We start from the raw sequence: 19,358 nt of genomic DNA on the forward strand, positions 1-19,358 counted from the left end.
AAGCGAAAGCCGAAAAATATTTTTCGGCTTTTCACTTTACACTATTCTATACCACAGGTTGACCTGGGTTACGCTTTTTCTTTTTCTTCACATTTTGAATCGGACCTTTTTTCTTCACTTGATGTGATTTAAAGACGTACCAAAGTTGCATTGCCATGAAGATCGAAGAGAACACACTCGATATCAGTCCGACAAGAAGCGCGATTGAGAAGTTCAAAATTGATTCGCTTCCGAAAAGAACTAAAGCAAGAACCGTGAAAATGACAGTCAAGATTGTATTAATTGACCGTGTAAAGGTTTGTCTTAGACCATGATTCACAGCGAAAGCGACATCATCTTTCGTCTTGTAGGTCTTCATTTTTCTACCAATATCGCGAATCCGGTCAGCGGTTACGATCGTATCATTGATAGAATACCCGATAACCGTAAGCACGGCGGCAATGAAGGTGATATCTACCTCCAACCTGAAAATACTGAAGAAGATGAAAATCACGAAAGCATCAAATAGCAAGGAAAGAATAGCAGCAATTCCCATATAGAATTCGAAACGAATCGCAATATAAATCACAATTAAGATGGATGCAATAGCAAGTGCATACAAGCCATTTTTAGCTAATTCTTTTCCGACAGTTGGTGTTACCGTGCTAATGCTTGGTTCATGTTTATACTTGTCATCAAAATGCGTTTTAAATTTCGCAATTTCCGACTGGCTTAGCGCCCCTTTAAATGACACAACAGCCGTCGTCGAATTCTTACCTTGGAACACAATATCATCTGAAGGCATCTTAATTTCATTTAAGTCCTTCTTGATTTGTTGTTCCGTTAGTTTCGAATCCGAAGTCACTTCAGCACGTGTACCACTCGCAAAATCAATTCCAAGATTCAATTTGAATACACTTAAAATGATAATGCCTGCAATCGTAATTGCTGCAAAAATACCAAGGAATATCCGGTGATTCTTGACAAAATCGAACCGGTCAAAATGCGTTTTCAAATCATAGGTACTAACGCCGTCGTGTAAGTTATGAATATCTCTTGGATTCACGGTAAAGAGACGTGGTTTATTGTTTAAAACATTGCTCTTAACAAGCAGTCCCAGTAGGACACGTGAACCCCAAACAGCTGTTAAGAAGCTGACAAGAATACTGATAATGAGTACCGTTGCAAATCCTTTTACCGAGCTTGTTCCAAAATAGAACAAGACAACTGCAACGAGTAGTGTTGAGATATTTCCATCAAAGATCGCACGGAAGGCTTCTTTTCCGCCAACTTCAAAGGCCGCTTTTGTCGACCTTCCGACTTTAAGCTCTTCCTTAATCCGCTCGTAGGTGATGACGTTCGCATCGACCGCCATCCCAATCCCGAGAATCAGACCGGCAATACCCGGGAGCGTAAGCGTCGCATTTAAGAGCGCCAGAATCAAAAGTACGATATACGTATAAGCTGTTAATGTAATACAAGCGATGATACCAGGAATACGGTAAACAACGAGCATAAAGATAAAGATCGCTGCAACCCCGATAATTCCTGCAAGAATTGTTTGATTAAGCGCATCTTGACCAAACTGAGCACCAACGGAAGTGGAGTACACTTCTTTCATCTTAACTGGCAGTGCCCCAGAATTTAACAAGTTCGCTAAATCTTTTGCTTCTTTTGTTGTAAAGTTTCCTTCTATTTGTACATTGTTATCATCAATCACTTTGCTGACATTTGGTGCGGACAAGTAAGCTGGATCTTTTTTCGTTTTTTCTTCTTCATATTTCTGTCCTTTTTTCCAGTCCAGCCAAATAACCAGTTGATTATTTGGTGCTTCACCAAGAATATCTTTTGTTACTTTCGCGAATTTATCCGCACTTTTTAGTTTTAAAGTAACAATTGGTTGGTTGGTATCCGTGAAAGCTTGTTTTGCTCCACCAGGAACAAGATCAGACCCATCAAGCATCAATTTGTCTTTCGCATCTCTAAACGATAATTCCGCTGTTGTCGAAAGCATTTTTCTGGCTTGGTTTTGGTCTGTAACTCCCGCAAGCTGAACGCGAATGCGGTTATTTCCTTCAATTGTGATAACCGGTTCAGCAACACCAATGCTGTTAATCCGACGATCGAGTGCACTTACAGTATCGGTAAGTGTTTCTTTTGTGACTTTACCTTTTCCATTCGCAGGTTCGACTTGATATAAAACTTCAAATCCACCCTGGAGATCGAGCCCTAAATTAATTTTGTCGAGCACCATTTTCGTTGTTCCAATAACGACACCGAAAATAATGGCGACGATTAGGAAAAAGGTAATCAACTTGCTCTTTTTAACCATTTTTGCTTTTTTCCTCCCTCATCAAAACCACTAACACTGCACGCAGGCGATACTTACTTTTCTTCTGTTGTATCCTCTATTTTGCTTTCTTCTTGATACTGTTCTTTAGATTCGTCTTCAACAGAAAAAGAATCTTGAACGGATTCCCGTTCTTCATGCGCTTCGGCTTCATTCGTATTTTGAAGAACTTCCTCTACAAGTGCTTGATCAAGTGTGTGCGTATTTTCTTCTGGTCTTTTTGATTCCTTTGTAATAAATTCCATTAATTGTCCAATGTTCATTTGCATAATGTCATTCACACGCTCATGCAAATTCGGAGAAGGCTTCTCGACCCACTTCACATCGGTCAGGAAATTCCAAATGTGTTCCGGTTTAATTTCCCGGTAACCCAAGAGATGAAAGTCCTTAACTCTAATGGAGATGGCTGGCGTTAATAAATCATACCATTCTTCAAGTGTTTTCATTTTACTCCCCTCCCACTTTACAATCAACTATCCTTATTCTATCTAAAACTTGGCTAAATGAAAAGCGGAAATGCAAAAATACCACTAAATTGACACATTTAAATACAAAAAACCGCTCCAATGGACTTGAGAGCGGTTGATTTTTTTATTTATTTTCTTCTGTTGCGTCTTCAGAAACTTCTTCTGTAGCTTTTGGTGTAGCAGGTTCTGCGGCAACTGTACTTCCTTTTTCAAGAACTGTACGAATCGCATTGCGATCAAATGTTAATTTTGCATTCCCGCATTTCAAGATGACGATACTATCTTCAATTGCATCGACAACCCCATGTAAACCACCAATTGTGATAATTTTGTCTCCCTTAGCAAGACTGTTTTGCATATTCGCAACTTCTTTTTGACGCTTTTGTTGTGGTCTGATAAGTAAGAAGTAGAACAAAACAATCATCAAGATAATTGGAAGAAATGTTAATAAACCGTTCAAAGACTTTCAGCTCCTCTCAAGATATCCAAATAAATTTATTAAAAATTTTTCGCATTCGGACCATTAAATCCGTATTGCTCAAAAAATTCTTCACGAAATTCAAGTAATGCATCTTCACGGATGGCATTTCGCACCTTTTCCATCAAGTTTAACAGAAAATAAAGATTATGATAAGTTGTAAGCCTTATTCCAAAAGTTTCATCACAACGAATCAAGTGACGAATATAAGCCCGCGAATAATGGCGACAAGTGTAGCAATCACAATTTTCATCAAGCGGTCCGAAATCGTGCGCAAACTTAGCATTTTTAATGACTAGTCGACCATTAGAAGTCATACACGTTCCATTTCGAGCAATTCGCGTTGGTAAAACACAGTCAAACATATCAATCCCACGAATCACACCATCAATTAGTGAATCTGGAGATCCAACACCCATCAAATAACGAGGCTTGCCGCTTGGAAGCAGTGGCGTCGTGTATTCTAGAACTTGATTCATCACATCTTTAGGTTCCCCGACTGAAAGCCCTCCAATGGAGTATCCCGGGAAATCAAGTGAAACAAGCTCTTTAGCACTTTGCGTGCGTAAATCCTCATACGCGCCACCTTGAACTATTCCAAATAGCCCTTGCGTCTCAGGCTTCATGTGTGCCTTAAGGCCGCGCTCAGCCCATCTAGATGTTCGTTCAACAGAGCGTTTCATATAGTCATGCGTAGCTGGATACGGTGGACATTCATCAAAACTCATCATAATGTCGGCACCAAGCGAATTCTGAATTTGAATCGCTTTCTCCGGAGATAAAAATAATTTGTCTCCGTTTAAATGATTCCTAAAATGCACGCCTTCTTCTTTGATATCACGCATGTCACTTAAACTAAAAACTTGAAAGCCACCAGAATCAGTCAAAATAGGTTGATCCCAGTTCATAAAGCGGTGTAACCCACCTGCTTCTTCCACAAGCTTTTCACCTGGACGAAGCCAGAGATGATAAGTATTACTTAAGATTACTCCAGCACCCATTTGTTTCAACTCTTCAGGAGACATCGTTTTCACAGTAGCTTGTGTCCCAACAGGCATAAACATTGGTGTTTCAAACGTGCCGTGCGGCGTATGTAGCTTTCCTAAACGCGCACCCGTTTTCTTATCCGTTTTAATTAATTCATAAGAAATTGCAGCCATTTCAAACCTCTTTCTGTTTTACTCTACTGAATAGCATAACGAAAAAAAAGAGAGAACTCAAGCCTTTTCAGAAAAAAATCCTCTTTTCTCTTTCTTAATGAATAAACATGGCATCACCGAAACTAAAGAAACGGTATCGTTCACTTACAGCATGTGCATAAGCTTTTAAAATAATTTCTCGTGATGCAAGCGCAGAAACAAGCATGATCAAAGTAGATTTAGGCAGATGGAAATTCGTAATTAAGGCATCTACAGCTTTAAATATATATCCCGGCGAAATAAAAATATCCGTCCAGCCCGAATCAGCTTGAAGACGCCCATCAAATTTTGATGCAATCGTTTCAAGTGTGCGAATCGAAGTCGTTCCAACTGCAACAATTCGTCCCCCATTTTGTTTCACTTCATTTAAAATAGCAGCTGTTTCTTCCGTTAAGCGATAAAATTCCGAATGCATCTTATGATTTTCGGTATCCTCAACGTCAACAGGACGAAAGGTTCCAAGCCCCACGTGAAGTGTTAAAAAGCAAACTCTGACACCTTTCGCTTTGATTTCATCTAACAATTCCTCGGTAAAATGCAGTCCAGCAGTGGGAGCCGCAGCCGAGCCATTTTCTTTTGCATAAACCGTTTGATAGCGATCTCCATCCTCTAGTTGCTCTTTAATATATGGCGGAAGTGGCATTTCCCCAAGTTGTTCCAAGATTTCATAAAAAATCCCTTGGTAATGAAACTCTAAAATTCGTCCGCCGTGTTCTAATTCTTCGAGACAAACTGCTTCAAGTTTACCGTCACCAAACCTAATCTTCGCTCCCTTGCGAATTCGCTTAGCAGGTTTTACGAGCGTTTCCCAAGCATTTCCTTCTTTCTGCTTGAGCAAGAGTACTTCAATATGAGCTCCTGTTTCTTCTTTAATCCCGTGTAACCGCGCTGGTAAAACTCTCGTATCATTTAACACAAGCGCGTCACCTGTGTGTAATTCCGAAACAATGGCTTTAAAGGTCTCATCTTTTAATTCGCCAGTTTCTTTATCCACAAGCATTAAGCGACTTGCAGTTCGGTCAAGCAGTGGAGTTTGCGCAATCAATTCCTCAGGCAAGTCAAAATCAAAATCTTCTACTTTCATCTATTCAGCACCCTTTTCTTCCATTCCTAAATGTTTATAAGCAAGCGACGTCGCTAGTCGTCCACGCGGCGTCCGCTGTAAAAAACCGATTTGAAGTAAATAAGGTTCATGCATGTCTTCAATCGTTTCTCGTTCCTCGCCAATGCTCGCAGAAATCGTATCAAGCCCAACAGGCCCCCCGCGAAAAGAACGAATAATCGTTTCAAGCAACCTCTGATCAATCGTATCAAGCCCGCGCGGATCCACTCGAAGAAGTGTCAAGGCTTCCTCTGCAATTGCAAAATCAACAAGACCGTTTCCTTTTACTTGGGCAAAATCTCGGACACGCTTTAACAGCCGATTAGCAATACGCGGGGTTCCCCGTGACCGTCTTGCAATTTCAAGCGCCCCGCCATGATTAATTTCTGTCGACAAAATCTTGGCTGTACGAACCACAATATCCTCAAGCTGATTTTCTGTATAAAATTCCAGATGATCCACGACGCCAAAACGATCGCGGAGCGGCGCAGAAAGCTGACCTGCACGCGTTGTCGCTCCAATTAGTGTAAATGGTGGCAAATCCAACCGGACAGATTTAGCAGTGGGTCCAGTCCCGATCACAATATCTAAACAATAGTCTTCCATGGCAGGGTAAAGGATTTCTTCAACCGCTTTTGAGAGCCGATGAATTTCATCAATGAATAAAACATCGCCAGGTTCTAGAGCAGTTAAAATCGTAGCAAGGTCTCCTGGCCGTTCAATTGCCGGCCCACTTGTCGTTCTAATATTTGTTCCAAGTTCATTTGCAATCACCATCGCAAGAGTCGTTTTCCCAAGTCCAGGAGGTCCATAAAGAAGCACATGATCTAAGGCTTCCTCACGTTGCCTAGCAGCTTCAATAAAAATCGCCAAGTTTTGTTTGACTTTATCTTGACCGATATATTCAGTAAGAAGTTGTGGTCTTAGGCTCGTTTCAAACGAAATCTCTTCCTGATTCACATTTTCTGACGAAACAATCCGATCTTCCACTTTTTTGCCTCCTAACTGGTCATCAAGCGAAGCGCAAGTTTAATCGCTTCATCGCTTGAGAGTTTTTCTTCTTTCAATTTTGGTAGCACTTTCTTAAGCTCCCGGTCACTATAACCAAGCGCCTGGAGCGCAAGCAAAGCTTCTTCAAGTTCTGGCGAAAGCCCGTCCGTTAGTTCTTGCTTCACCGGTTCGATATGAATTTCGTTTACCGCAACATCACCCAGTTTCCCTTTTAAATCGAGGATGATCTGTCTTGCCGTTTTCTTACCAACACTTGGGAATTTCGTTAAGAAAACATCATCTTCCGCTTCAATCGCAGAAATTAGTTTGGCCGCATCTCCTGAAGCAATGATCGCAAGTGCACTTTTCGGGCCAATGCCAGAAACACTCAATAGCTTTTTAAACAAAAACCGCTCCTCAAGCGTTTTAAAGCCAAACAGCGTTAAACTATCTTCTCGTACATTTTGATACAAATAAACCTTTGTTTCCTTACCTTCAAGCGCAGAAAAAGAAAACGGATTCCCCGTAATGATGCTATAACCAATCTGCCCTGCCTCTACGACAATATACTCAGGCGTTACCGCCGTAATAATTCCCTTAATATAATCGTACACATGATTTCGTCCCTTCTAAAGTACCGTTAAAAACAATAATAGCACAAGTCGAACATTCGTGCTACTTTCGCAAGAACCCGCAAGCTCCCTTCCGCTACTTAAAGCCCTTAAACGGTTTCACCTTTTCATTGTACAAAAAAGCGAGTGCCCCGCGCAAGAACCCCATTTTCTCATTTGAAAATCAGGCGTAAAATTTTCCCTCGCCACTTTGAACTAGGATATCGAAATCCAAAATCTAACCAATTAGGTTGCCTCAGAACACTTTTTTGATGAGAAAACGTTTCAAAACTCTGGTATCCATGGTAACTTCCCATACCGCTCGCACCAACACCACCAAATGGCAAATAAGGCGTGGAAATTTGCATCAGCGTATCGTTCACACAAACACTACCAGATGACGTTTCAAATAACACCTTTCGTTCTAATTCACGATTTTTCGTGAATAAATAAAGAGCTAAAGGTTTCGGACGTTCCTTAATAAACCGAAGAACATCCTCAAGATTTTGATACGAATAAAGAGGCAAAATTGGGCCAAAAATTTCCTCTTGCATGACAGAACTATCTGGATCTGGATTTTCCAACAGAAATGGAGCCATTTTTAGTGTCTGCTCATCCATTTGAATCCCATCTACGTAACTTCGAAGCCGCTTAAAATGAGCCTGATTAACAATCCGCCCATAGTTCTTATTTTCAAGCGGATTTTCCCCATAAAGTTCGCGAATGGCTATGATAAGTTCTTGCTTAAACTGGTCATAAACTTGTTGATCCACAAATGCGTAATCAGGGGCAATACACGTCTGCCCAGCATTCAACCATTTTCCAAAAGCCACACGTTTTGCTGCGAGCTTTAAATCCGCATCTTTTGAAACAATAAGCGGGCTTTTCCCACCAAGTTCAAGTGTCACTGGCATAAGCTGTTCGGCTACTTGTCCCATGATGAGCTTACCAACACGACTTGAACCCGTAAAAAAACAATAGTCAAACGGTTCCTGTAAAAGCTTAGTGGTTTGAAGAGCATCTCCTAAAACCACCGCGGTAATCTCTTCATGAAACTTAGATAATACTTGAAAAAGCATATCCGATGTTTTCGGAGCAAGCTCAGAAGGCTTTAAAACTACTGTATTGCCACTCGCGATAGCTCCGATTAGCGGCGTTAACGCAAGTTGATAGGGATAATTCCAAGGTGAAATCACAAGCACAGCCCCGTAAGGTTCATGAATGGTCCACGCTTTCGAAGCCAGATGGGTCATTGCAGTCTTCACAGATTTCGCTTTCATCCATTTTTTCAAGTGACGCTTCATAAACCGAATTTCTTCATAAACAATGCCAATTTCCGTCATAAAAGCTTCGTCAGCACTTTTGCCAAGGTCTTCCTCTAATGCTTCTAAAAAATGCGCCTCATTTTTCTTTAACAACCCTTCAAGCAGCCGAAGCGTTTCCAAACGATGCTCAAGCGTCTTCGTAGCATTTCCTGCAAAATATTCTTTTTGTCTCCGCACAATTTCCGAATATTCCATTTCGCCAGCCCTCCATCTAAAAACGCCTTACTTGTAAATAAGCAAGGCGTTTTTTATTATCCTTCTTTTGCATTCGTATACACTTCTTGCACATCGTCATCATCCAAAAGCGCATCCATCATCTTTTCAAATTGAGCTTCCTTACCTTCAGGAACTTCATTATAAACAGAAGGGATCATGCTCAATTCTGCTGCAGCAAATTCGTACCCATCCTCACTCAAAGCATCCTTAACACTCGTAAAATCTGCAGGTTCCGTATAAACTTCAAAAGCTTCTGAACTACTCTCTACATCAGATGCCCCAGCTTCAATAGCTTGGAGCATAAAATCATCTTCAGTTACATCTAACCCTTCACGCTCTATAACAAGATAGCCCTTTCGCTCAAACATGTAAGCGACGCTCCCTGTTTCGCCAAGGCTTCCACCATTTTTATTAAAAGCAACGCGTACATTGGTTGCCGTTCTATTTTTATTATCCGTAAGCGCATGCACAAGGACAGCAATTCCTCCTGGCCCGTATCCTTCATAAGAAACCTCGTCATAATTTTCAGCATCATTATTTCCAGCTGCTTTTTGAATGGCACGTTTCACATTATCATTAGGCATATTAGCAGCTTTTGCTTTATCAACAACAAGTCGGAGTGCCGGATTCAAGCTTGGGTCCGGACCGCTCTTTGCTGCCATGTAAATTTCTTTTGCTAACTTTTGAAAAACCTTAGCTCGCTTTGAATCTTGAGCATTTTTTCTACCTTGAATGTTTTTCCATTTTGAATGTCCTGCCATAACCTGTCACCACTCCTTTTCTAATAAAAGTGTAACTGAAATAAGTAGGAATCGCAAGGTCCTGGTTTTCACACAAAGAAAAACCCGCGAAATAAAATTCGCGGGTAACTACTTCTTATTTTGCGTATTCAACAGCTCTTGTTTCACGAATAACCGTCACCTTGATGTGACCAGGGTAATCCAGCTCCTCTTCAATACGCTTCCGAATATCTCTCGCTAAGCGGTACGAAGCAAGATCATCAATCTCATCGGGTTCAACCATAATCCGTACTTCACGACCAGCTTGAATCGCATAAGATTTTTCGACGCCCTCATAGGACTCTGAAATTTCTTCTAGTTTTTCTAGTCGTCTGATATAGTTTTCAAGTGTTTCACTACGCGCACCAGGCCGAGCCGCAGAAAGTGCATCTGCAGCAGCAACTAAAACGGCAATGACAGAAGTTGGTTCTGTATCCCCATGGTGGGAAGCAATACTATTAATCACTACTTCATTTTCTTTGTATTTTGTAGCGAGTTCCACACCAATTTCAACGTGACTGCCTTCAATTTCATGGTCAATCGCCTTCCCAATATCATGCAAAAGACCTGCTCGTTTTGCAAGTGTCACATCTTCGCCAAGTTCTCCTGCAAGAATTCCTGCAAGTTTTGCCACTTCTAGTGAGTGGTTTAAGACATTTTGTCCGTAACTTGTACGATAGCGCAAACGGCCAAGAATTTTTATCAGATCAGGATGCAGCGAGTGGATGCCCACTTCAAATGTTGCTTGCTCTCCAACTTCGCGGATATGCTCATCAACTTCTTTACGAGCCTTATCAACCATTTCTTCAATTCTCGCTGGGTGAATCCGTCCATCTTGCACTAATTTTTCGAGCGCAATCCGAGCAATTTCTCGGCGGATTGGATCAAATCCAGAAAGAATAACGGCTTCAGGCGTATCATCAATGATTAAATCAATCCCCGTAAGCGTTTCAAGCGTCCGAATGTTACGTCCTTCGCGACCAATGATTCTTCCTTTCATTTCATCGTTTGGAAGAGTAACAACTGACACGGTCGTTTCAGCAACATGATCGGCTGCACAACGTTGGATGGCAAGTGATAGAATATTTTTTGCCTTTTTGTCCGCTTCCTCTTTCGCCTTGTTTTCTGACTCTTTCACCATGATTGCTGTATCATGAGAAAGCTCCTCTTCAACTTGGTTAAGGATGATATTTTTTGCTTCATCTTTCGAAAGTGCGGAAATGCGTTCCAATTCATCTTGCCCTTTTTGAATCATCTCGTCAATTTTGCTTTCCTTCTCTTCAATATGTTGTTGTCGTTTACTGATATTCTCCTCTTTTTTCTCAAGTGTAGCTTCTCTTTTACTTAAAGAAGTATCTTTACGGTCGAGGTTTTCCTCCCTTTGTAATAAGCGATTTTCTTGTTTTTGTAACTCTCCTCTTCGCTCACGAAGTTCATTTTCGATTTCAGTACGTACTCGATGACTCTCTTCTTTTGCTTCAAGCATCGCTTCCTTTTTAATTGTTTCAGCTTCTTTCTTTGCATCCTCAACAATGAGTTCAGCGGTGCCACGTGAAGCCACTAACTTCTTTTCAGAACTAGCTTTATAAATCAAAGAGCCCACAACTAAACCGACGATAAAGAAAAGCAAGCCGGAGATGATAGCGACTGTGATAACCATCCTTACACCTCCTTTGCTATTCAATTTTTTGTCATTATTATGTCGGTAGCCAAATAAATGGCACAAGTGTATTTTCCATCATTAATCAGAGCAAGCGTGCTACTCTGACTACTACTAAAAAACGTTTTAAAAGGTCTTTTTTGTTTTTCAGCAATGTAAAATATACAATTCAATTCTATCGGTGTTCCAAGCGATTGTCAAGAAAAGGCTCGTGTTTTCCTTATAGAAAATCCCGTCTTAGAATCAAGAAAAAAACGCTCTCTTAAAAGTTGGATTTCACTCCACTTTCAAGAAAACGATTTTTCTATCTAACCTTATCTTTTTTATTCATCTTCAAGTAAGTTAAACTCGTCTGTTTCATCTGGTGTATCAACATCTTCAAGTTTCGTATCAATTTCATAAACCTCACGAACTCGTTTAGAAATCTCTTCACGAATTTCCGGATGATCCTTCAAATATTGCTTCGCGTTTTCGCGACCTTGGCCAATCCGCTCTTCATTATAAGAATACCATGAACCGCTCTTATTGATGACATCCACTTCAGCTGCCATATCAACAAGTTCACCTTCACGAGAAATTCCTTCCCCGTACATGATATCCACTTCAGCCACACGAAATGGCGGCGCCACTTTATTTTTTACCACTTTGATTTTTGTTTTGTTCCCCATCACTTCAGTACCTTGCTTTAGCTGCTCTGCACGACGAACTTCAAGACGAACTGTCGAATAGAATTTAAGTGCACGACCGCCAGGTGTTGTTTCGGGGTTACCGAACATCACGCCCACTTTTTCACGAATTTGATTAATAAAAATCGCGATTGTTTTGGACTTATTAATAACCCCAGATAATTTACGCAAAGCTTGAGACATTAAACGGGCTTGCAACCCAACATGTGCGTCACCCATTTCACCTTCAATTTCTGCTCGCGGTACAAGTGCTGCAACAGAGTCAATGACTAGGATATCAATCGCACCACTTCGAACAAGCGCTTCTGCAATTTCAAGGGCTTGTTCCCCTGTATCTGGTTGCGAAAGTAGCAACTCATCAATATCCACTCCCAAGTTTTTCGCATAAGTTGGGTCAAGGGCATGCTCAGCATCAATGAAAGCTGCTGTACCGCCTTGTTTTTGTACTTCTGCTATTGCATGAAGCGCAACTGTTGTTTTACCAGAACTTTCTGGACCGTAAGTTTCAATAATACGGCCACGTGGATATCCCCCTACGCCAAGGGCAATATCTAATGCTAAGGAACCACTTGATATGGTCGATATATTTTGATCGCTATGTTCCCCTAATTTCATGACGGAACCTTTACCAAATTGTTTTTCAATCGATTTTAAAGCTTGATCTAAAGCCGCTTGACGATCGTTCACGTTATTTCCTCCTTCATTACCTACTACAGTTTATGCAGGTAGTAAATAATTCTCTTTTTTCATCTCTAAAAATACTATATCTTATTCGAAATAAATAATCAAGCAAAAAGCGAATAAATGTTCGTATTTTTTTAAATCACTTTTCAATTCTTTTTCATTATAGCCCGATGAAGTGAATCCGTCCAACCTTTTTTTGAAGCGAAAAACGAGAATTTACAAGGCTTTCTTGCCGTTTCTCGCTTAGACATTCTTCCATTTTCCGTCAATAAACTGATTTATCAGTTGGAATCCTTGTTTTACTGAACGAGCGCGGTTGTGGTTACGGTCTCTGCCAAAGTGAAATAGAAATGTTTCTGTCGGAAATCCTTCCACGCTTAGTCCAATAAATACTGTCCCAGCTGGATGGCCCTCAAGCTCTCCTGGGCCAGCTACTCCGGTAAAACTGATGCCCATTCGTGTCCCAAATTTTTCACGAATTTTTTCCGCCATCTCCTTCGCACAAGCCGCACTAACAACACCTTCCTGTTCAATCACTTCAGGAGAAACACCTAAAAGTGTCTGCTTTGTCTCCGTTTGGTAAGTCACCATCCCACCTTTAAAAATTTCAGACACGCCAGAGTGCGCACCTAGTTCTGCTTGAAAGGCACCTGCTGTTAAACTTTCTGCTGCCGCTATTGTAATCTCACGCGAAAGGAGTTTTCTCACGACGACATCTGCTAGAGTTTCATCACCATACCCATAAATAAATTCGCCATCACGTGCACTTATCTCCGCTTCGACTCCATCTAGTAGTTGATTAGCTTCTGCTTTTGTTTTTGCACTTGCCGTAAGACGAATTTCGACTTCATTATCCGACGCATACGTTGCAATTGTTGGATTAGCTTGTTTTGTAATCAAATCATTTAAATCATCCGCTAGTTTGGATTCTCCAATACCAAAAAAATGCAAAATGCGAGACTCTAAGTGAATTATGTCACCATTCATTGAAGCAGTAAGCAATGGCTTCGCGTAAGTTTTAAACATGGGCTTCATTTCCGACGGGGGACCAGGCAAAAGAATGTAATTTGTCTCGTGCTCTGTAAACATCATCCCAGCCGCAAAACCGAAATCATTTTTTAGCACTGTGGAATCTTTAATGACGAGGGCTTGTAATTTATTATTTTCTGTCATCTTGCGACCGCTAGCGGCAAAATACTCTTGTATTTTATTAAGATGTCCTTGATCCGTCACAAGTTCTTTTCCCAAATGCTTCGCTACAATTTGTTTAGTTAAATCATCTTCTGTTGGCCCAAGTCCTCCAGTGAAAATTAAAAGATCGCTCCGCTTTTCAGCAATTTGAATCACTTCTTCCAGTCGCTTCGGGTTATCCCCGACAACCGTATGAAAATAGACGTATATGCCAAGTTCAGCCAGTTCACGCGATAAAAAAGTAGCATTTGTGTTTGTGATTTGTCCCATTAAAATTTCTGTTCCAACTGCAATAATTTCAGCTTTTTTCATGTTTTCACATCCCTTTTAAAATAGCCAATAAAAGAAGCTTCCTCCAAGGATTTGTTACACACCTCTAGAGCGCGCAACAAGTCTTAAAGGAAGCATTCCATTTTCACTTACATAGAACCTTTAAAAACACCTCTGTTTTTGTAGAAATAATCGATTCCCGACCAGACAGCAAAAAAGGCACAGACATAAAGGAAAATTAGATCTACACGAATTCCTGTCCAAGCAAACGGAAAGTTGTTCAAGAAAAGAAGCGGAATCGCAATCATCTGTGTAAATGTTTTAATTTTCCCTAGTTGTCCAGCTGCAAGAACTTCTCCGCCTTCTACAAGTAACAATCGCAATCCAGTTACTGCGAGTTCCCGGCTAATAATCAAAATGATTACCCATGCAGGTGCAATATTCATTTCAACCAAAATGATAAAAGCGGCAGTTACTAGTAATTTATCAGCCATCGGATCAGCAAACTTGCCAAAGTTCGTAATCAAATTATATTTTCTTGCCAAATGGCCATCAAACCAGTCAGTTAGAGCAGCTACAATGAAAATAATGGTTGCAATAAAGCTTGTTACTGGGATTGCTGAACCCAGCCAGTAAAGCTCACCAAGATGAAATGGCGCAACGCAAAGAATCACAAAAATCGGAATTAAAATGATTCGTGCGACGGTTAATTTATTTGGTAAATTCATTTTCCCCTCTCCAATCCCTAATCAAATAAAAATTATGTATCCTAAAAGAAAAGGAAGTATAGGCAAGACGATTCTCACCTATACTTCTTGATTCTTCATTGTGCGCTTTCGCTATCGTTAGCAGAAGAACTATCTGAATCACTAGACGAATCATTACCGCTTTCATCCAGTTTGATTGTGAGAACTTGTTTAACAAGCGTTGGTGCTAGTTCAATTTTTTCACCATTGACTTTTACAGTTGTAACAGGCGCATTACCCACAACGATAGAAACCGTTTTGTTATCCTTCGCATCAATTTCATCTGAACTCGAGCCATCTTTTACGATTCCATTATAAATATTAGCTCCTGCTGCAGTTGAAACCCCAATCCAAGTGTCTCCACCGGAAGCAGAAATTTCAAGGCTTAGTTTATCGGCATTTGAAACTGTATAGCTCGTAGCATTTCCAGATGTTTGGCCTTTTTCAATTGCCACTTTTTTATCTTTATCTTCTTCTTTTTTCTTATCCTCAGCTTTTTTCTTTTCAGCCGCTTTATTTTCATCTGCTTTTTTCTTTTCAGCAGAATCTTTATCTTTGCTAGAGTCATCTGATTTTTTCGTTGATGAGCCTGTGTCATCTTTGACTTTTACAGTTTGCTCTGAATCATTAGGTGTTTCTACTGTTTTGTCATTTCCACGCGCAAAAACGAAGTACCAAATGATAAATAAGATAAATAAAATAAAGACAGCAATAAGAATTTTTGGTAAGACATCAAAAAAGCGATTTCTCGTTGAACTTTGTCCTCCAACAGAATGTGTCGTAAGAGGGGCAGCTTTTTTTCGAGCTCGACTTTGTTCTTGTTCAACTACCTCCTGCTGAGACTCAGGAACCTCAGAATCAAAGTCAGCAAAAAGCTGTGCACTATCAACATCTACCGCCTCAGCGTATTGCTTGATGAAAGCACGTGTATAAAACTTACCCGGCATTACCGAGTAGTTGCCTTCTTCAATTGCGACGAGGTATCTTTTTTGGATTTTTGTAATTTGCTGCAAGTCATCTAAACTGAGACCTTTTTCTCTACGGGCAGCTTTTAGTTTGTCGCCTAATTCAGTCAATATTAAACACCTACCATTAAATTAAATCAATTCTTGTTTTTTTACATGTGCCATCCGCCATTAACCCCTAAAATCTGCCCAGTAATATATCCCGATTCATCTCTCACAAGAAAAGCGGCTGCATTCGCAACATCCTTAGGATTTCCAAGTCGTAATAAAGGAATCTCCTGTATAAATTCTTGTTTTTCCTGTTCAGAAAACTGAGCAAGCATCGCTGTATCAACAGCACCTGGTGTTAAGGCATTTACAGTAATACCGTTTCCCGCTACTTCCTTGCTGAGCGCTTTTACAAAAGCAATTTGTGCTCCCTTCATCGTCGAATAAGCTACTTCCATCGCAGCCCCAACTTCTCCCCAAATCGAACTGATGAAAAGAATTCTTGGATGACTCGAGCGTCTTAACTTAGGTAAAAAGGCACGAATAAAATAAAGCGGCGCCCCGACGTGAATATCGTATAAACACTGCAGCTTCTTGTCTGACAGATCTGTAAACAGACCATATTCGCTGTTTCCGGCTGCATGGATAAAAACATCAAGTTCAAAAACATTTTCTGTTATCTTCTCTAAGTCAGCCCTACTAGAAAAATCTCCTTGGAGTACCGTCACTTCTACATCACAATTTTGCAATTCTGTAGCAAGAGTTTGCATGATTTTTTCGTTTGAATGATAGTGTAAGTAAAGATTAAAACCATCTTTCGCTAATCGCCGCGCAATCGCTTTTCCGATCGCTCCACTTGCCCCTGTGATAAAGGCAGAACGGTTTCTATTTTTCAAGAAAAAGACTCCTTAAGATAACATTTCTTTCATCATAGCATGACTGTAATAATAATACCATTTTTTCTTTAAAAAAGCTTTTAATAACTTTAAAACTTAAGATTTCTTTAATTTTCCTCAGGAATCAGTTGGAATGTCGTTATCCGCTCTTCGTTAGCAAGAGATTGAATGAAAGCCTCAACTTCTTGCACAGTAATTGATTCAATCGCTTTTGGAAGATCAAATAAAGACGCTTCTTCTAATATATATTGGCTGAATTGATTCGCAATAAACTCAGGTGAATTAAGCGCACGAAGAAACTGCCCAGTTTTTTTTCGTTTAACCAGTTCAAGGTTTTCCTTTGAAATGCCCTTTTCAGAAGCTTCAAACCATGCTTCCTCGATCCGCTTTGCCTGTTCATCCGGATTAGTAGCATCGCCCCCGATTAAAACAAATGAAAAACTATCCGAAAGTGTATAATCATATCCGAATGAATCGTCAATGATTCCTTCATTGTAAAGCTTCAAATAGTTTTCAGAAGTGGTTCCAAATAAAAGCTCTAATGCCAAATCCGCTATCATTTCATGCTTCACAGCTTCGAAGCCTCGAAGCAAACCAATATCTTCTTTCATCCCCACTAAATTTTTCGCGATTTGAACAGGAAAAGCCAATTTTTTCTTTTTGTGAGCAACTTCGCGAGGTTCATCTGGAAACGAACGTTTGATTTCAGTTTCTTTTTCAAAATGTTTAGCCGCTTGATTTTCCCGAATTTCTTCCATCATTTCATGTGGATCTAGTTGCCCAACAACAAAAAGCACCATGTTGCTTGGATGATAAAACGTATTGTAGCACAAGTAAAGAAGATCTTTATCAATGTCTGCAATAGATTCAACAGTCCCCGCAATATCAATTTTCACAGGATGATTTTGATACATATTTTCAATTGCTCCAAAATAAACGCGAAAATCCGCATCGTCATCGTACATTCTAATTTCTTGTCCGATAATCCCCTTTTCCTTTTCGACCGTTTCCTCTGTAAAATACGGTTGTTGGACAAAATCAAGCAATGTCTTTAAATTCTCCATTACATAAGAAGTGCTGGAAAAAAGATAAGCCGTTCTTGTAAAGGAAGTGAAAGCATTCGTAAAGGCACCCTTTTCACCAAATTTAAAAAATACGTCCCCATCTTCTTTCTCAAACATTTTATGTTCTAAAAAATGTGCAATTCCATCAGGAACACTTGTTAATTCATCTTCACCAATTGGCACAAAAGTGTTATCAACTGAGCCATAATTCGTCGTGAAAACTGCATAAGTTTTATTATAATCCTTCTTAGGAAGTAAGAAAACACGCAATCCGTTTTCAAGCGTTTCACTGTAAACCGTTTCTTCCACATTCTCAAAGCGTGTTTCATTCATTGCCTGTTACCTCCTTACTCAAGAAATATAGTGTGTTCATTTCAAAAACTTGTGCAGCTTTTGTGACTTCGTCTTTTGTGGTTTGCTTGATTTTTTGAATCCAATTTGTAAGATCTAAATCTGCTTGTTTCAACAAATTATTATAAGTCAGTTCAATTAGCCCTTGTGCGCTATCATTTGCTTCTAAAAGTTGGTTGATATACATTTTTTTCGTTTGTTCTAACTCTTCTTCTGTGAAATCACCACGCTTCATTGCTTCCACTTGTTCTTCAATAATCTCACGTGCTTGTTTATAATTCTTTTCATCAATTCCAGCAGAAATCAGCATAAAGCCTTTGAATGAATCCATTCGACTAGAAGCATAATAAGCAAGGCTTGCTTTTTCACGGACATTAATAAAAATTTTGGAGTTCGAATAACCACCTAATAGTCCATTAGCAAGTTGCAAGGGAACAAAATTCTCATCGCCAAAATAAACCCCTGTATGATAACCAAGTGCTAGTTTCCCTTGATTAATGGGTTGATTCTCGAAAACTTCGTGCAAACTAGTTCGATAAGTCTCGCTTCCATTCTTGCCTAAAGTTTTTTCTCTTTCTGAAAAGGATAGAGCTTCAACTTGTGGGATGAGCTCATCACGTGTAATATCGCCACAAACGAGAAGATCAATTTGATCTTCTTTTAAGAAACGTTGGTAATAGTGATACAGGTCAGTTGCATCAATCGCATCAACATCTTCAAGCACACCAGAAGCCGGATATTTAAAAACATCTTCCGAGAACATTTCTTCAATTAAACGCTTGTTAGCATACCGAATTTTATCATCAAAGACCGATTCAAGTCGACTTTTTAAATTAACTTTTTCGCGTTCAAGTGTTGCCTCATGGAATGCTGCATCTGAAACATTCGGAAAGAAAAACACTTGTTCAATAAACTGAAAAGCTTCCTTTAGAAGTTTTTCCCCGTCCTTTACAAGCTTTCCATTTACAAGATCAAACACCGCTGTAATAATGTGCTCATTTCCTTTTTTCTCGACTGTAGTATAAAAGTTAGCCCCATATAAATAAGCTAATCGACGTCTAAATTCTGTTTGTGTTTTATACAATTCATTATTCGTTTCAAACAGCATCGAAAGAAGCGTACGTTTCGTTATCGTTTCCCGCTCAAGCGGCGCACGAAATTTAAATACAATTTTGCTCGACTTAAACTTCTTCGTTTCAAGAAGGGTCAAGCGAACAGGTCCGATTTTTTCTTCATAAGTTTGCATGAATCAAGCTCCTCTCATTTTCTCCATTCTTATTGTAGCTTAATGCCACAACAAGTACAATCATAATGCCGCATCGCACTTGCCTTCAAATAAAAAAGTCTTCCGCAGAGTTTCC

General features: G+C 39.9%; 16 protein-coding genes and 1 pseudogene. All 17 read right to left on the minus strand.

The window, feature by feature from the left end; translation table 11 throughout:
- Positions 1–46: 46 nt before the first annotated feature.
- Complete coding sequence (gene secDF / locus HB912_RS05150; protein ID WP_185372639.1) at positions 47–2,311, minus strand: protein translocase subunit SecDF; 2,265 nt, start codon at positions 2,309–2,311, stop codon at positions 47–49.
- Between the two features lie 215 nt (positions 2,312–2,526).
- Positions 2,527–2,775, minus strand: a pseudogene (locus tag HB912_RS05155) (post-transcriptional regulator); the annotation flags it as partial.
- Positions 2,776–2,920: 145 nt separating this feature from the next.
- The gene (gene yajC, locus HB912_RS05160) at positions 2,921–3,256 is read right to left on the minus strand and encodes a preprotein translocase subunit YajC (protein ID WP_185372642.1); all 336 of its coding nucleotides are present in this window, start codon (positions 3,254–3,256) and stop codon (positions 2,921–2,923) included.
- Positions 3,257–3,294: 38 nt separating this feature from the next.
- The gene (gene tgt / locus HB912_RS05165) at positions 3,295–4,434 is read right to left on the minus strand and encodes a tRNA guanosine(34) transglycosylase Tgt (protein WP_036073402.1); all 1,140 of its coding nucleotides are present in this window, start codon (positions 4,432–4,434) and stop codon (positions 3,295–3,297) included.
- Positions 4,435–4,528: 94 nt separating this feature from the next.
- On the minus strand, positions 4,529–5,557 hold the full coding sequence (gene queA / locus HB912_RS05170; protein ID WP_185372644.1) for a tRNA preQ1(34) S-adenosylmethionine ribosyltransferase-isomerase QueA: 1,029 nt from the start codon (positions 5,555–5,557) through the stop codon (positions 4,529–4,531).
- On the minus strand, positions 5,558–6,565 hold the full coding sequence (gene ruvB / locus HB912_RS05175; RefSeq protein ID WP_036073398.1) for a Holliday junction branch migration DNA helicase RuvB: 1,008 nt from the start codon (positions 6,563–6,565) through the stop codon (positions 5,558–5,560).
- An 11-nt stretch (positions 6,566–6,576) separates the two neighbouring features.
- Entirely contained in the window at positions 6,577–7,179 is a 603-nt protein-coding gene (ruvA, locus tag HB912_RS05180) for a Holliday junction branch migration protein RuvA (protein ID WP_185372645.1), read from the minus strand.
- Between the two features lie 170 nt (positions 7,180–7,349).
- The gene (locus HB912_RS05185) at positions 7,350–8,696 is read right to left on the minus strand and encodes an aldehyde dehydrogenase (protein WP_185372647.1); all 1,347 of its coding nucleotides are present in this window, start codon (positions 8,694–8,696) and stop codon (positions 7,350–7,352) included.
- A 56-nt stretch (positions 8,697–8,752) separates the two neighbouring features.
- Positions 8,753–9,478 (minus strand): YebC/PmpR family DNA-binding transcriptional regulator, encoded by a 726-nt coding sequence (locus tag HB912_RS05190; RefSeq protein ID WP_185372649.1) that lies wholly within the window; start codon positions 9,476–9,478, stop codon positions 8,753–8,755.
- 115 nt (positions 9,479–9,593) lie between these two features.
- The gene (gene rny, locus HB912_RS05195; protein WP_036073389.1) at positions 9,594–11,156 is read right to left on the minus strand and encodes a ribonuclease Y; all 1,563 of its coding nucleotides are present in this window, start codon (positions 11,154–11,156) and stop codon (positions 9,594–9,596) included.
- A gap of 323 nt (positions 11,157–11,479) precedes the next feature.
- Entirely contained in the window at positions 11,480–12,529 is a 1,050-nt protein-coding gene (gene recA / locus HB912_RS05200; RefSeq protein WP_036073387.1) for a recombinase RecA, read from the minus strand.
- A gap of 240 nt (positions 12,530–12,769) precedes the next feature.
- Positions 12,770–14,029 (minus strand): competence/damage-inducible protein A, encoded by a 1,260-nt coding sequence (locus HB912_RS05205; RefSeq protein WP_185372651.1) that lies wholly within the window; start codon positions 14,027–14,029, stop codon positions 12,770–12,772.
- Between the two features lie 107 nt (positions 14,030–14,136).
- Positions 14,137–14,715, minus strand: a complete 579-nt coding sequence (gene pgsA, locus HB912_RS05210) for a CDP-diacylglycerol--glycerol-3-phosphate 3-phosphatidyltransferase (protein ID WP_185372653.1) — start codon at positions 14,713–14,715, stop codon at positions 14,137–14,139.
- Positions 14,716–14,810: 95 nt separating this feature from the next.
- Positions 14,811–15,809 carry a helix-turn-helix domain-containing protein gene (locus HB912_RS05215; protein ID WP_185372655.1) on the minus strand — a complete coding sequence of 333 codons (999 nt, stop codon included), beginning with the start codon at positions 15,807–15,809 and terminating at the stop codon, positions 14,811–14,813.
- A gap of 41 nt (positions 15,810–15,850) precedes the next feature.
- Complete coding sequence (ymfI, locus tag HB912_RS05220) at positions 15,851–16,582, minus strand: elongation factor P 5-aminopentanone reductase (protein WP_185372657.1); 732 nt, start codon at positions 16,580–16,582, stop codon at positions 15,851–15,853.
- Between the two features lie 107 nt (positions 16,583–16,689).
- Positions 16,690–17,979 carry an EF-P 5-aminopentanol modification-associated protein YfmH gene (gene yfmH, locus HB912_RS05225; protein ID WP_185372659.1) on the minus strand — a complete coding sequence of 430 codons (1,290 nt, stop codon included), beginning with the start codon at positions 17,977–17,979 and terminating at the stop codon, positions 16,690–16,692.
- Positions 17,972–19,243, minus strand: a complete 1,272-nt coding sequence (yfmF, locus tag HB912_RS05230) for an EF-P 5-aminopentanol modification-associated protein YfmF (RefSeq protein WP_185372660.1) — start codon at positions 19,241–19,243, stop codon at positions 17,972–17,974. The genes yfmH and yfmF overlap by 8 nt, the downstream gene beginning before the upstream one ends.
- Positions 19,244–19,358 lie beyond the last annotated feature (115 nt).

Origin of the sequence: Listeria aquatica (assembly GCF_014223975.1) — a bacterium.
Taxonomy (GTDB): Bacteria; Bacillota; Bacilli; order Lactobacillales; family Listeriaceae; genus Listeria; species Listeria aquatica.